Here is a 14,174-nt window from a genome sequence, read left to right as displayed (position 1 = left end):
GGATCGGCTTGAATTCCAGACGCCCGGCCCCGTGCCGGGCGTTTTTCATTCGGCCAGCGCATCGCTCCGGTTGCAGCCGGCATGTATGCGGCGCTCTTTCCGCAGGCCGCGATTTCTGATTCAACAATCTGCCCCGCCGCCTGAGCCAGCCACGCTATGTCGATCGTCTTCTCCGCTCTGGTCGCGGTCTTCGTCGGCTTCACCGCTTCCGTCGCCGTCATCCTGCAGGCGGCGCAGGCCTTGGGCGCCACGCCCGGCCAGACCATTTCCTGGATCGCGGCGCTATGCCTCGCCACCGGCGCATCCAGCCTCTGGCTGTCCTGGCGCTATCGCATGCCGATGATCTGCGCCTGGTCGACACCGGGCGCGGCGCTGATCGCGGCCGTGACCGGCTTCGACATGGCATCCGCCGTCGGCGCCTTCCTGGCTGCGGCCATGCTGATCATGCTGACCGCCGCCTTCCGTCCCCTCGGCAAGCTGATCGAGCGCATCCCGATGCCGGTCGCGGCGGCGATGCTCGCCGGCGTCATTTTCCGCTTCGTCGTCGCGGTCTTCGACGAGATGCGGCTCTCGCCCGGCCTTGTCCTGCCGCTGCTCGCCGTCTTCCTCGTGGCGCGATTGCTCAATCCCTTTCTCGGCGTCATCGCGGCGCTCATCGCCGGCATCGCGATCAGCTTCCTCGGCGGGCTCGCCCATTGGCCTGCCGGCGCAATGACGCTGAGCGGCCTCGAATTCGTCACGCCGCGCTTCGATATTCCCGCCATGCTCGGTATCGGCGTCCCGCTCTATCTCGTCACCATGGCTGCCCAGAACCTGCCGGGTTTCGCCGTGCTGCGCGCCGCCGGCTATAATCCGCCGACCGCGCCCTCGCTGTTCGTTACGGGCCTGACCTCACTCCTGACCGCCCCCTTCGGCGCGCATATGACCAACATGGCCGCGATATCGGCGTCGATCTGCACCGGTGGCGACACCCATCCCGACCCGAAGCAGCGTTGGAAGGCGGGCGTGCTCTACGGCCTGGCCTATTTCGTCGTCGCCGCCTGCACCGGGCTGCTGATCGCGCTGCTGCTGGCCTTGCCCAAGGCCCTGATCGTGGCCGTAGCGGGCTTGGGCCTCGTCGGCTCGCTCACCGGCGCGCTCGCCCAGGCGATGTCTTCCGACAAGGAGCGCTTCGCCGCAGTCGTCACCTTCGCCATCGCGGCGTCCAGCCTCTCGCTTTTCGGCATCGGCTCGGCCTTCTGGAGTCTCGTTGCCGGGCTTGCGGTCTTGACATTGGACTTCGCTGCGGGCCGTTTGCGCAGCCGATCATGACCACACAACCTTTCTCCACTCGCCTGATGCTCGTCACCCCTCCCGTCGCCGACGCGGAGGCGATGGCCTTTCGCCTGATGCAGGCCATGGCCGGAGGCGATGTCGCCGCCATCCTGCTACGCCTCGCGCCCGGCGACGACCGCAGCCGGATCGAGCGCGTCAAGCGCCTCGCCGGCCCGGTCCAGGCCAACAATGTCGCGCTCGTCGTCGAGGACACGGCGCTCGTCGCCGCGCGCGGCGGCGCCGACGGCGTCCATCTCACCGGCGGCCCGGCCGCAGTCGCCGAGGCCCGTTCCAGCCTCAAGGGCGAGCGCATCATCGGCATCGGGGCCTTGCGCGCCCGCCATGACGCGATGGATGCCGGCGAGGCCGGCGTCGACTACGTGATGTTCGGCGAGCCGCGCCCGGACGGCTCGCTGCCGCCCCTGGCCGCCGTCGTCGAGCGCGCCGGCTGGTGGGCCGAGATCTTCGAGACGCCCTGCGTCGCCTATGCGCCCGATGCCGAATCCATCCCGGCGCTGGTCGAGACCGGCGCGGAATTCGTCGCGCTCGGCGCCTGGGCCTTCGAGGAAGGGCAGGATATCCGCGCCCTCGTCGAACAGGCCAATGCGGCGACGGCCGCCTGCGCGGCGCGGAAGGCGGCGCGATGAAGCGCCTTGCCGGGTTCGTTCTCGTCGCCGGCGCCCTGCTCGCGGGCGCAGCCGAGGCGGCGCCCGCGCCGGATGTCGCCTATAGCGCCTATCAGACCGGGCACTATCGGCTGGCACAAGCGGAAGCGCTGAAGCGCATCGAGGCCGACAGCAACGATGCCGCCGCGATGACCCTTGTCGGCGAGCTTTATCGCCAGGGCCTCGGCATCGCGCCCGATCAGAAGGCCGCCACGGAATGGTACGAACGCGCCAATGAGCGCGGCGACATCAATGCCACCTTCGCGCTGGCGACGCAGCTTCTCGACGAGAAGAGCGGCCAGCGCGATCCGGCCCGCGCTGGCGCCTTGCTGGAGAAGGCGGCCGCCGCCGGGCACCCCGCCGCGAACTACAATCTCGCCATCGCCCTGCTCGCAACGAACCGCGAGGCCGACGACAAACGCGCTGTCGCCTGCCTGGAGATCGCGGCGAAGGCCCAGGTCGGCGACGCCATGTATGCGTTGGGCATTCTGGCGAAGCAGGGACGCGGCATGCCGGCAAGTGAAGAGGTCGCAGCGCGCTGGATGAAGCAGGCCTCCGTGGCCGGAAATGTCCCGGGCGAGGTCGAATACGCGATCATGCTGTTCAACGGCACCGGCGTGGAGAAGGACGAGACGGCGGCCGCCAACCTGTTCCTGCGCGCCGCCTGGCAGGGCAACCCGATCGCCCAGAATCGCCTCGCCAAGCTCTACCAGTTCGGCCTTGGCATCGCGCCGGACACGATCGAGGCAGCCGCCTGGCATCTCGCCGCCCGCGCGCAAGGGCTCAAGGACCCGGCTCTGGACGAGCTGTTTGACCGTCTCAAGCCCGAGCAGCAGGCCCGCGCCGCCCGCATAGCCGGCGGCCGGATCAGCACCGCCGTCTTGACGGCGCCCTAAGACCCGCGCAAGTGACGGCTCATTAAATTCCTGCCGGGCGCAAGGCTTGCGCCGCTGGCTCATCGCGCCGCTCTGGCGCGCAAGAGGTTTCCGATGATCCGCTCTCCCCTCATGACCGTGATGACCGACGCCGTGATGAAGGCGTCCCGCTCGCTGAAGCGCGATTTCGGCGAGGTCGAGAACCTGCAGGTGCTCGCCAAGGGCCCGGGCGACTTCGTCTCCAAGGCCGATCACAAGGCCGAGGAGATCCTGCGCGAGGCGCTCGAGAAGGCCCGCCCCGGCTACGGTTTTGTCATGGAAGAGAGCGGCGTCGTCCACGGCACCGACGAGAGCAACCGCTGGCATATCGACCCGCTCGACGGCACCCACAACTTCCTGCGCGGCATCCCGCACTGGAACATCTCGGTCGCCCTGGAGCGCGACAACCAGTTCATCGCCGGCGTGATCTACGACGCCGCCAAGGACGAGATGTTCATGGCCGAGAAGGGCAAGGGCGCCTTCGTCAACAACCGCCGCCTGCGCGTCTCCGGCCGCAACGAGCCGGCCGACATGCTGATCGGCACCGGCATCCCGCATATCGGCAAGGGCGGCCACGGCCAGTTCCTGCGCGAGCTTGCGGCCGTGATGCCGCGCTTCGCCAATGTCCGCCGCATGGGCTCGGCCGCGCTCGACATCGCCTATGTCGCCGCCGGCCGCATGGACGCCTATTGGGAACGCGGCCTCAACACCTGGGATTTCGCGGCCGGCGCCGTGCTGATCCGCGAGGCTGGCGGCACATTCGGCACGCTCGACGGCAAGCCGATGACCAGCGCGAAGGACATCATCTGCGGCAACGAGGCCGGCGAGCGCGCGCTGAGCGCCGCGCTGAAAACCGCGACGGCCTGAGACCGACAGCCACTAAACTGTTGCTCTTTCGTGCTTGATCCCGGCGGCGTGGGAGGCGACAGTCCTCCCCGCACTCCGAGGCGAACGGAAGACGACGCATGGCGATTGAGGATTTCGCGGCCGAGCCGGCAACGGCCGCAACCGTGCGGCCGCAGGTCCGCTTCTCCAGGCCGCTTCGCTACGTCGTCCGCGCGGTCGTCTTCCTTGCCCTGATCGGCTTCCTCGGCTTCATCCTGCAGGATGGGCTGCGCCAGGCCTTCATGACCAATCCCGGTCTGAACGGCCTCATTGTCGGCGCGCTCTTCGTCGGCTGCCTGATCGCGCTGCGCGAGCTCTGGCGCCTCCATAGCGAGGCGCGCGCCGCCACCAGCCTCGCAGCCAGTCCGGCATCGGCGGACGTCCGCCGCGGTCAGGTCATCGCCCCTCTGGGCTCCGTGCTACCCGCGCTGGAACAGGGCACGCTCGCCCCGGCGCAAGCCGCCTCGACGCTCGAATCGATCGCCGTCAGGCTGGATGACGGGCGCGAGGTGCTGCGCTATCTCAGCGGCCTGCTCGTCTTTCTCGGCCTGCTCGGCACCTTCTGGGGCCTGCTCGACACGGTCGGCTCGGTCGGCACGGTCATCAAGTCGCTGCGCACCGGCGCCGAGGCCGGCGTGCTCTTCGACGAGCTCAAGGCCGGCCTCTCCGCGCCGCTCGCCGGCATGGGCCTGTCCTTCTCATCCTCGCTCTTCGGCATCGCCGGCTCGCTGATCCTCGGCTTCCTCGACCTCCAGGTCGGGCAGGCACAGCGCCGCTTCCGCAACGAAGTCGAGAACTGGCTCGGCAGCCGCACCGGCACCCCCGAGGCTCCCGCCGCCCTGCTTGGCGCCGGCAATCCGCTCGCAGACCGCTTCGAGCAGCTCAGCGCCGCCATGGCCGATGGCGCCTCCAACAACCGCGCCGCGACCCAGGCCCTCTCCAATCTGGCCGAGGGCATCCAGGGCCTCGTCCAGCACATGCGCTCCGAGCAGCAGATGATCCGCGACTGGGTCGAGGCGCAGGCCGCACGCGAGAAGGACCTGAAGCGCCTGATCGACCGCCTCACCGCCGACCAGGTCACCGAGCCATGATGCCTTCAGGCACAACAGGAACCTGACCGATGGCCCTCTCCCGCGCCCATCGCCGCGAGGAACCGAATTTCTGGCCCGGCTTCGTCGACGCTCTCTCGACGATGCTGATCGGCATCGTCTTCCTGCTCACCGTCTTCGTGCTCGGCCAGTTCTTCCTCTCGCAGGAACTGACCGGCAAGGACACCGCGCTGGAGCGTCTGAACAAGCAGATCTCGGAACTCACCGATCTGCTCGCACTGGAGCGCTCATCCAACCGGCAGGCGCAGGAGAACCTCCAGCTCATGCAGTCGACGCTCGCCCAGACGCAAGGCGAGCGCACCCGCCTGCAAGGCCTGATCGACACGCAAGCCGGCAGCAACGCCAATGCCCAGCTCGCCGAGTCGCAGAAGGCGCTCGACGCCGAGAAGCAGCTTTCCGCCCGCGCCCAGGCGACGATCGATCTCGTCAACCAGCAGATCCAGGCCATGCGCCGCCAGCTCGCGGCGCTGGAGGAAGCTCTGGTCGCCTCCGAGGCCAAGGACAAGGATTCGCAGGCCCGCATCTCCGAGCTCGGCTCGCGACTCAACGTCGCGCTGGCCCAGCGCGTGCAGGAACTGGCGCGCTACCGCTCGGACTTCTTCGGGCGCCTGCGACAGGTGCTCGGCACGCGGCCGGATATCCGCGTCGTCGGCGACCGCTTCGTCTTCCAGTCCGAGGTCTTCTTCGATGCCGGCCAGGCCGTGCTGAAGCCCGAGGGCAAGGGCGAACTCGACAAGCTCGCCGCGATCCTGCTCGATCTCGGCAACGAGATGCCGCCCGACCTGCCCTGGATCCTGCGCGTCGACGGGCATACCGACAACCGGCCGATCCGGTCGGCCCAGTTCCCCTCGAACTGGTATCTCTCCTCGGCCCGGGCCATCGCGGTCGTCGAGTACCTGATCTCGCGCGGCCTGCCGACCGACCGCGTCGCCGCCACCGGCTTCGGCGAATACCAGCCCCTCGACGTCGCCAATACCGACGAGGCCCATCGCCGCAACCGTCGCATCGAATTCAAGATCACGGAGCGCTGAGGCGATGCCGCGGCTCGGTCGGACGCTCATCTCCTTTGCCATGGCCTTGCTGGCCCTGCAGACATTGCCGCTACAAGCGGAGCCGCGGACGTCCTCGATCGAGGAATGCGCCGCCTGCCATGGGCTCGACGGCATCGCCCGCGACAGCGAGGTGCCCCACCTGGCCGGCCAGAACGAGCGCTATCTCTACAACCAGATGATGGCTTTCCGCGCCGGCAAGCGCGCCCACAAGGAAATGCGCTACATGGCGCGCTCGATGTCGGTTGCCGAGATCGCAGCGCTTTCGGCCTATTACGCGGCGCTGCCGCCGCGGTGAGGCGTCCCTAAGCCGCTTCCAGCCCGAACTGGAGCGCCGCGAGCCGCGCATAAAGCCCGCCGCGCGCCTTGAGCTCGACATGGCTGCCCTCCTCGACGATCCGCCCGTCCTCCATCACGAGGATGCGGTCGGCCGAAAGGATGGTCGCGAGGCGATGCGCCACCACCAATGTGGTGCGGCCCAGCATCAGGTGGTCGAGCGCATCCTGCACCGCCCGCTCGCTTTCGGAATCGAGCGCCGAGGTGGCTTCGTCGAGCAGCAGGATCGGCGCGTCCTTGAGGATCGCCCGCGCGATGGCGAGGCGCTGGCGCTGCCCGCCCGACAACGTCACGCCGCGTTCGCCCACCACCGTCTCATAGCCGTCAGGCAGGGCGCGGATGAACTCGTCGGCCGCCGCGAGCCGGGCTGCCTCTTCGACCTCTTCCTGTGAGGCTCCGGGACGGCCATAAGCGATGTTGTCACGCACCGAGACGCCGAACACCGTCGGCTCCTGCGGTACCAGCGCGAAACGCTCGCGCCAGACCTCCGGATCGGCCTCCGGTCCCGCGACGCCGTCGACGACGACGCGCCCGTCCTGCGGATCGTAGAAGCGCAATGCCAGTTGCAGCACCGTGCTCTTGCCGGCGCCGGAAGGTCCTACCAGCGCGATCCGTTCGCCCGGCCGGACCGAGAAGCTGAGATCCGACAGCGCAGGTCCCACGCGGCCGGGATAGCTGAACGAGACGTTCTCGAAGGCCAGTTCGCCGAGCGAAGGCTTCGGCATCGGCTTGGGATGCGGCGGCGCGGCGATGGCCGGCTTCAGCGCCAGGATCTCGCCGAGCCGGCTGGAGGCGCCGGCGGCGGCGCTGATATCGCCATAGACCTCGGAGAGCTGGCCGAGCGAGCTCGCCGCCAGCACCGCATAGAGAATGAACTGCGAGAGCCGCCCGCCGCTCATCCGCCCGTCGAAGACCTCGGTCGCTCCAACCCAGAGCACGCAGACCACGCTGGCACTGACCAGGAAGATCGCGACGCCGGAGAGCAGCGCGCGCGAGGCCGTCGCCTCCCGCGAGGCACCGTAAGCGTCATCGGAGGCCGCCTCGAACCGCGCCGAGGTCTGGCGCGCGGCGCCGAAGGATTGCATCGTGCGGATCGCGCCGACTGCCTCGGCCGCGAAGGCGGAGGCGTCGGCGAGCCGGTCCTGCGCCGCCCGCGAGCGCCGCCTGACCGAGCGGCCGGACAGGACGAGCGGAACCACGATCAGCGGGATGACGCCGATGACGATCGCGGAAAGCCGCGGGCTCGTTGCCACCATCATCCCGAGCGCGCCCAGCGCCATAATGGCATTGCGCAACGCGATCGAGGCGGTCGAGGCGAAGGTCGACTTGATCTGCGTGGTGTCGGCGGTGAGTCGCGAGACGAGATCGCCGGCGCGGCTCGAATCGAAGAAGGCCGGCTCCAGCCGCGTCAGGTGGCGGAAGACGTCGGCGCGCAGCGACGCGACGATGCGCTCGCCCACCGTCATCACCAGATAGAAGCGCGCCGAGCTTGCCAGCGCCAGCACGCCGACCACGCCGATCAGCAGGATGAAATAGCTGTTGGCGAGTTGTCGCTCGCCACCCGCGAAGCCGACGTCGATGACGCGGCGGACCGCCAGCGGCAGCGCCAGCGTCGCCAGCGAGGCGACGACCAGGGCGACGAGCGCGAGCGTGATCCGGCGCTTCTGCGCCCGGGCGTAAGGCCAGAAGGTCGCAAGCGAGCGGAAATCGGGCCGGGGCTTCCTGTCGTTATTCTGAGCTTCGGCCACGCACTGGGACTCCTGCATCTCGCGCCCGCGCCGCGCGCGCGCTTTCAACCAATCTCGATCTCGCTTCCGTGAACCCCATCGGGAGGGGCTTGGCAAACGACGCAACGCCGCAGGGGAGCTCTCCGGGAACGCGTTGTGCTTGCGCTGAGGCGCTGGCTGCGATATGTGCACGCGACTTCACGACAGGCTCATCCGAATTCTTTCGACGGGCCGGGCAGGCTCGCCTGCTTGTCGATGCGCCCGTTTTTGTAGCTCCGAGGACTTCGTCATGGCCAAGGCCGGCATCCACCCCGATTATCACACCATCAAGGTCGTCATGACCGATGGCACCGAATATGCCACCCGTTCGACCTACGGCAAGGAAGGCGACACGCTCAACCTTGACATCGACCCCAAGACCCACCCGGCCTGGACCGGCGGCACGCAGCATATGCTGGACCGCGGTGGTCGCGTCTCGCGCTTCAACTCGCGCTTCAGCGGCATCGGCGCCATCGGCAAGAAGTGATGCTGCGGCGCTCCGGCGCCGCCGTCATTGATCTCAGACAAAAACCCGGCCTCGCGGCCGGGTTTTTCGTTTTGGCACTCACCATGCCCATCGCTCGCAGCGCTCCCGCAAAAACCTCCGTCGTCATTCCGGACAAGCCGCGAAGCGGCGCCGATCCGGAATCCATCGAAGGGCTCCGCGCTCTACGATGATTTCCGGGTCAAGCCTGGAATGACGGTGTGGTTCGACAGAAAATCAGCGCCCGAACCCCAGCCGCGCCTCCAGGCTCGCAAGCTGATTCAGCACGGGATTCACGCTCTCGCAGATGGTCGTTGCGCCGGACATCTGGCCCTCGAGATGGCGGATGCGCTCCTGCAGCCTGAACGCATGCGCCATCAGATCGCGCAGCCGCTCCGGCAGTCGCGCCACGACATGCACGGCCGGCGGCGCAATCGGATCGCTGATCTTGACCTTGTTGTGCTCGGTGCGGGCCTGTTCGGCGGTGAGTTCGCCTTCCGCCACCGCCCGCTGCACCAGGAGCCAGGAAGCGATCTGCATCAATCGCGTCGTCAGGCGCATGCTTTCGGTGGCATAGGTCAGCGAGGCCTCGCGCGGCAGGGCAGCCGCGTCCTTGCGCCCGTCCCCATCGAGATAGCCGGCGGTGTCCTCGACCAGTCCCATCCCCTCGCGAAACAGCAGCATGAAGGCTTCGGAGCGCACGAAACCCCGTGCGAAGGAAATCGCGCCCTCTTCCGTCTGCGGCTCGAGCAACTGGGCGTCGTTCATTGATGTCTCCCATCGGCACAAACCCGTGCGCCTCTGGAACGCGTCACGGATATGATAGCCGACGTCGCAAGGATAACGCCGATCACGATGTCCGGCGCAGGTAAGGCGTCGTTAACCTTAACGAGGCTAAACCGCTGTGGCGACAACAAGGCAGGCGGTTCCACAGGGACATCGCGACCTGTCGGACGCCAGATCATCGCGCGTCCGATCGGACGCGATAACGATGATCTGCCTTAAGGGTATCGCATCGGAATGATCCGAAAAGTGGTTTTCACTTTTCGGTCCGATGCGAGGGGAACGCGCACACAAAAAAAGAGCCGCCAAGGGCGGCTCGAAGGTCAACAGGGAGGCGTCAAACAGAGTGGGCAGGAGCCACTCGACATCCAGACAAACTGGATGATGCCATTCATACTTTGGAATCATTAACGCGCCCTTAACGGGCGTTTCTTTTTGACCCTTTTTCAGGCGGGCTTCCGGAAGAACGCGTCCGCCGCGGAGCGCGAGGCGTCCTTGCGCGCCCGCGTCTCGATCAGCCGATCGATCTCGTCCTTGAGCGCGGCGATGCGCTCGTCGATCTCCGCCAGCGACAGCATCGACAGGTCCTGCCCGATCTCATGCACGCTCTTCGGCTTGGGGCGATCATCCTCCGGGAATATCGACATGGCGGCCTCGCATCTGCTCAAACTGCGCGCGGCAAGCTAGCTGACTTTGCATCGCAGTCACGCTGCGACGCACCACGAAAGGACACTCCGCCATGACGAGCATTCCCGAGACGATGACGGCGATCGGCATGGCGGCACCCGGCGGCCCCGAAGTGCTGCAGCCGGAAACGCGCCCGGTGCCGAAGCCCGGCCCCGGCCAGATCCTCGTCGCCATCGCTGCTGCCGGCGTCAACCGCCCGGATGTCCTGCAGCGCCAGGGCGGCTACAACCCGCCGCCCGGCGCCTCCGACATCCCCGGCCTCGAATTCGCCGGAACGGTGGTGGCACAGGGCGAAGGCGCCCGCCGCTTTCCGGTCGGCGTGACCGTCTGCGCCCTCGTTGCCGGCGGCGGCTATGCTGAATATGCCGTGGTCGACGAGAGCAACGCCCTGCCTGCGCCCAAGGGCCTGACGCTCACCGAAGCCGGCGCGATCCCCGAGACCTTCTTCACCGTCTGGACCAACGTTTTCCAGCGCGGCCGCCTGCAAGCCGGCGAGAGCTTCCTCGTCCATGGCGGCTCGTCGGGCATCGGCACCACCGCGATCCAGCTCGCCAAGGCTTTTGGCGCGACCGTCATCGCGACAGCCGGCTCCGACGACAAATGCGCCGCCTGCCGCGAGCTCGGCGCCGACCACGCCATCAACTACCGGACCGAGGATTTCGTCGCCGCAGCGAAGGCCATGACCGGCGGGCGCGGCACCGACCTGATCCTCGACATGGTCGGCGGCGACTATATCGACCGCAATTACGAACTGGCCGCCGATCAGGGCCGCATCGTCCAGATCGCCTTCCTCAACGGGCCGAAGGCCACCGTCAATTTCAGCCGCCTGATGCTGAAGCGCCTGACCCATACCGGCTCGACGCTGCGCCCGCGCACCGTGCCCGAGAAGGCCGCGATCGCCGCGGAGCTACATGCCAAGGTCTGGCCGCTGCTCGAGGCCGGGCGCTGCAAGCCGCTGGTCCACTCGACCTTCCCGCTGGCGCAGGCGGCGGAGGCGCACCGACTGATGGAGTCGAGCGCCCATATCGGCAAGATCGTGCTGACGGTGTGAGGGGCTGTCATTGCGAGGAGCGAAGCGACGAAGCAATCCAGGGGCCGCCGGGTGGACCGGTTCAGCCCGGTCCCCTGGATTGCTTCGCTGCGCTCGCAATGACGATCTACGCCACCGCAATCACACGCTTTTCATGGACACTTGCCCCGCCCTCGCCTATAAGGCGCGCCATCCTGCTCATCGTCGATGATTTGGATGGCCGGCCGGGGAGGCCGGTCGGCGCATGAGAGCTATTGTCCGCGACCCTGCCTTTACGAGCCCCTCCAAATGGCGGCGCGAAGGCGAAGAGGAGACCGTCCCGTGTCACAAACCCCGCTGATGCCCAAGGCCACCGCGGTCTGGCTGGTCGAGAACACCTCGCTGACCTTCGAGCAGATCGCCGAGTTCTGCAAGCTCCACCCGCTCGAGGTGCGCGGCATCGCGGACGGCGAAGTCGCCGCCGGCATCAAGGGCCTCGACCCGATCACCTCCGGCCAGCTCACCCGCGAGGAGCTGGAGCGCGCCGCCAAGAACCCGAACCATCACCTCAAGCTCGCCGAGCGCAAAGTGAAGGTGCCGGAGATCAAGCGCACCAAGGGCCCGCGCTACACCCCGGTCTCGAAGCGCCAGGACCGTCCGAACGCCATCCTCTGGCTGCTGCGCAACCATCCCGAGCTCAAGGACGCGCAGATCATCCGCCTGATCGGCACGACCAAGTCGACCATCGCGCAGATCCGCGACCGCACCCACTGGAACGCCCAGTCGCTGACCCCGATCGACCCGGTCAGCCTCGGCCTGTGCTCGCAGATCGATCTCGATTTCGAAGTCGGCCGCGCCGCCAAGGACCGCCCGGCCGCGCTGGCCGAGGCCGGCTCGACCCTGCTCACGGTGGAAGAGGCGACCGCTCCGGAGCCCGCGCGCAATGAGAGCCAGCCCTTCGCCGACATGAGCCGGCCGAAGCGCGAGGAGGAAGCCGCGATCGACGTCGAATCCGTCTTCGCCAAGCTGAAGCAGCTCAAGCGCCCGGCCGAAGACGAGGACGACGAGGGCTGAGGCTCTCTAGCCTCTATCCCCACAACGCCGTCATCCCGGACAAGCGGCGTCAGCCGCGCCGATCCGGGATCCATGCCTGAACCGTTCTGGAATGGATCCCTGGTCTGCCCTTCGCTCCGCCCGGGATGACCTCGCGGGAGTGACGGGAGGCGATATCGCCTACCCGATCCCCCTGCCCTTCAGCGCCGTGCCGATCTCGCCGAGCACCGCGATATCCTCGATCGTCGCCGGCACGGCGTAATCCTCGCCATCGGCGATCTTCTTCATCGTTGCCCGCAGAATCTTGCCGGAGCGCGTCTTCGGCAATCGGTTGACCGTCAAGGCCAGCTTGAACGCCGCGACCGGCCCGATGCGCTCGCGCACCAGCGCGACGAGTTCCTTCTCGACCTGCTCGGGCGTCACGGTCGCGCCGGCCTTGAGCACGACGAAGCCACAGGGTTGCTCGCCCTTGAGCGCATCACGAATGCCGACGACCGCGCATTCCGCCACCGCCGGATGCGCCGCCAGCACCTCTTCCATGCCGCCGGTCGAGAGGCGATGGCCTGCGACATTGATGATGTCGTCGGTGCGGCCCATGATGAAGACATAGCCGTCCTCATCGATGAAGCCGGCATCCGAAGTGTTGTAATAGCCCGGATAGGTCGCGAGATACGCCTCCCTGAAGCGCGCATCGTCGTTCCAGAGCGTCGGCAATGCGCCGGGCGGCAATGGCAGCTTCAGCACGATCGCGCCCATCTTGCCGGCCTCGACCCGCCGCCCGCCTTCGTCCAGGCACTGCACATCCCAGCCCGGCAACGGCACCGTCGGCGAACCATGCTTCACCGGCAGGAGGCCCAGCCCCAGGGGATCGCCGACGATCGGCGAGCCGCTCTCGGTCTGCCACCAATGGTCGATCACCGGCACCTTGAGCATCTCCTCGGCCCATTTCAGCGTCTCGGGATCAGCCCGCTCGCCGGCGAGGAACAGTGCCCTGAAGCTCGAGAGGTCGTGCCCGGCGAGGTATTTGCCCTCGGGATCCTCCTTGCGGATGGCGCGGAAGGCGGTCGGCGCCGTGAACAGCACCTTGGCGCCATGCTCGGCGATCACCCGCCAGAAGGCGCCGGGATCGGGCGTACCGACCGGCTTGCCCTCGTAGAGCACGCTGGTCGCGCCCTGGATCAGCGGCGCATAGACGATATAGCCATGGCCGACGACCCAGCCGACATCGGAGGCGCAGAACATCACCTCGCCCGGCCCGACATCGAAGAGCTGGTCCATCGTCGCCTTGAGCACGACCATGTGCCCGCCATTGTCGCGCACCACGCCCTTCGGCCGCCCCGTCGTGCCGGAGGTGTAGAGGATGTAGAGCGGGTCGGTCGCCGCGACCTCGACGCACTGCGCCTTGCGCCCCGCAGCCTTGGCGGCAGCCACCAGCGTGCGCCAGTTCTTGTCGCGGGTCACATGCATCGAGGCGTCGGCCTGCGGGCGTTGCAGCACGACGCAGGTCTGCGGCTTGTGCCGGGCCATCTCGATCGCGCCGTCGAGCAAGGGCTTGTACTCGACCACCCGCGTCGGCTCGATGCCGCAGGTCGCGGTCAGGATGACCTTGGGCTCGGCATCGTCGATGCGCGTCGCCAGTTCCTTGGCCGCGAAGCCGCCGAACACCACCGAATGCACGGCGCCGATCCGGGCGCAGGCGAGCATGGCGAAGGCCGCTTCCGGCACCATCGGCATGTAGATGATGACGCGGTCGCCCTTGCCGACGCCGAGATCCTCGAGCACGGCGGCGAGCGTCGCCACCTCCTCCAGCATCTGCGCGTAGGTGTAGCTCGTCTTCGTCCCTGTAACCGGGCTGTCATGGATCAGCGCGACCTGTTGCCCACGCCCGTCACGAACATGCCGGTCGAGCGCGTTGAAGCAGGTGTTGCAGGTCGCATCCGGGAACCAACGGCCATAGATGCCGGCAGTCGGATCGAAAGCCTTCTCGGGCGGCTTGATCCAGTCGATGCCTTTTGCGATCTCCAGCCAATAGGCATCCGGATCGGCCCGCCAGCTTGCATAGGTTTCGGCATAGCCTTGCGCCGGGCGGGCGGGCGCCGCATGGGGGCCATTCATCGTAA

At 67.6% G+C, this 14,174-nt stretch carries 15 protein-coding genes; 11 read left to right on the top strand and 4 right to left on the bottom strand.

The annotated features are described in order from the left end of the window. Positions 1–156: 156 nt before the first annotated feature. From Q0Q02_RS00420 to Q0Q02_RS00390, 7 genes are all read left to right on the top strand, one after another. Positions 157–1,311 carry a benzoate/H(+) symporter BenE family transporter gene (locus Q0Q02_RS00420; RefSeq protein WP_293806077.1) on the top strand — a complete coding sequence of 385 codons (1,155 nt, stop codon included), beginning with the start codon at positions 157–159 and terminating at the stop codon, positions 1,309–1,311. Further along, the gene (locus tag Q0Q02_RS00415) at positions 1,308–1,961 is read left to right on the top strand and encodes a thiamine phosphate synthase (RefSeq protein ID WP_293806076.1); all 654 of its coding nucleotides are present in this window, start codon (positions 1,308–1,310) and stop codon (positions 1,959–1,961) included. The genes Q0Q02_RS00420 and Q0Q02_RS00415 overlap by 4 nt, the downstream gene beginning before the upstream one ends. Next, entirely contained in the window at positions 1,958–2,875 is a 918-nt protein-coding gene (locus Q0Q02_RS00410; protein ID WP_293806075.1) for a tetratricopeptide repeat protein, read from the top strand. Before Q0Q02_RS00415 ends, Q0Q02_RS00410 begins: the two co-directional genes overlap by 4 nt. 93 nt (positions 2,876–2,968) lie before the next feature. Continuing rightward, positions 2,969–3,760 (top strand): inositol monophosphatase family protein, encoded by a 792-nt coding sequence (locus Q0Q02_RS00405; RefSeq protein WP_293806074.1) that lies wholly within the window; start codon positions 2,969–2,971, stop codon positions 3,758–3,760. Positions 3,761–3,858: 98 nt separating this feature from the next. Further along, on the top strand, positions 3,859–4,869 hold the full coding sequence (locus tag Q0Q02_RS00400; RefSeq protein ID WP_293806073.1) for a flagellar motor protein MotA: 1,011 nt from the start codon (positions 3,859–3,861) through the stop codon (positions 4,867–4,869). 29 nt (positions 4,870–4,898) lie between these two features. Beyond that, positions 4,899–5,918, top strand: coding sequence for a peptidoglycan -binding protein (locus tag Q0Q02_RS00395; protein WP_293806072.1), 1,020 nt, complete (start codon positions 4,899–4,901; stop codon positions 5,916–5,918). 4 nt (positions 5,919–5,922) lie between these two features. Further along, positions 5,923–6,234, top strand: a complete 312-nt coding sequence (locus tag Q0Q02_RS00390; protein ID WP_293806071.1) for a c-type cytochrome — start codon at positions 5,923–5,925, stop codon at positions 6,232–6,234. A gap of 7 nt (positions 6,235–6,241) precedes the next feature. Here Q0Q02_RS00390 and Q0Q02_RS00385 read toward each other — a convergent pair whose 3' ends face one another. Beyond that, positions 6,242–8,020 (bottom strand): ABC transporter transmembrane domain-containing protein, encoded by a 1,779-nt coding sequence (locus Q0Q02_RS00385; protein ID WP_293806070.1) that lies wholly within the window; start codon positions 8,018–8,020, stop codon positions 6,242–6,244. Between the two features lie 268 nt (positions 8,021–8,288). On the opposite strand from Q0Q02_RS00385, the gene rpmE reads away from it, so the two are divergent. Both rpmE and Q0Q02_RS00375 read left to right on the top strand, forming a co-directional pair. Then, positions 8,289–8,525: a 50S ribosomal protein L31 gene (gene rpmE / locus Q0Q02_RS00380; RefSeq protein ID WP_199091846.1), complete on the top strand. Its 237-nt coding sequence runs from the start codon at positions 8,289–8,291 to the stop codon at positions 8,523–8,525. Then, positions 8,525–8,716 (top strand): hypothetical protein, encoded by a 192-nt coding sequence (locus Q0Q02_RS00375; RefSeq protein WP_293806069.1) that lies wholly within the window; start codon positions 8,525–8,527, stop codon positions 8,714–8,716. Before rpmE ends, Q0Q02_RS00375 begins: the two co-directional genes overlap by 1 nt. Positions 8,717–8,759: 43 nt before the next feature. Here the strand turns inward: Q0Q02_RS00375 and Q0Q02_RS00370 are convergent, their stop codons facing one another. Both Q0Q02_RS00370 and Q0Q02_RS00365 read right to left on the bottom strand, forming a co-directional pair. Then, entirely contained in the window at positions 8,760–9,290 is a 531-nt protein-coding gene (locus Q0Q02_RS00370; RefSeq protein WP_293806068.1) for a DUF1465 family protein, read from the bottom strand. Positions 9,291–9,751: 461 nt separating this feature from the next. After that, entirely contained in the window at positions 9,752–9,952 is a 201-nt protein-coding gene (locus Q0Q02_RS00365; protein ID WP_293806067.1) for a DUF1192 domain-containing protein, read from the bottom strand. 92 nt (positions 9,953–10,044) lie between these two features. Here Q0Q02_RS00365 and Q0Q02_RS00360 point away from each other — a divergent pair, with 92 nt between their 5' ends. Both Q0Q02_RS00360 and Q0Q02_RS00355 read left to right on the top strand, forming a co-directional pair. Next, complete coding sequence (locus Q0Q02_RS00360) at positions 10,045–11,043, top strand: NAD(P)H-quinone oxidoreductase (RefSeq protein WP_293806066.1); 999 nt, start codon at positions 10,045–10,047, stop codon at positions 11,041–11,043. Between the two features lie 300 nt (positions 11,044–11,343). Next, positions 11,344–12,075 carry a DUF1013 domain-containing protein gene (locus Q0Q02_RS00355; protein WP_293806065.1) on the top strand — a complete coding sequence of 244 codons (732 nt, stop codon included), beginning with the start codon at positions 11,344–11,346 and terminating at the stop codon, positions 12,073–12,075. Positions 12,076–12,234: 159 nt separating this feature from the next. On the opposite strand, the gene Q0Q02_RS00350 is transcribed toward Q0Q02_RS00355, so the two are convergent. After that, positions 12,235–14,169 carry a propionyl-CoA synthetase gene (locus Q0Q02_RS00350; protein ID WP_293806064.1) on the bottom strand — a complete coding sequence of 645 codons (1,935 nt, stop codon included), beginning with the start codon at positions 14,167–14,169 and terminating at the stop codon, positions 12,235–12,237. Positions 14,170–14,174: the final 5 nt, after the last annotated feature.

It is taken from the genome of uncultured Allobosea sp. (assembly GCF_945956895.1).
GTDB lineage: Bacteria > Pseudomonadota > Alphaproteobacteria > Rhizobiales > Beijerinckiaceae > Allobosea.
This window is presented reverse-complemented; position numbering and strand designations above follow the sequence as displayed.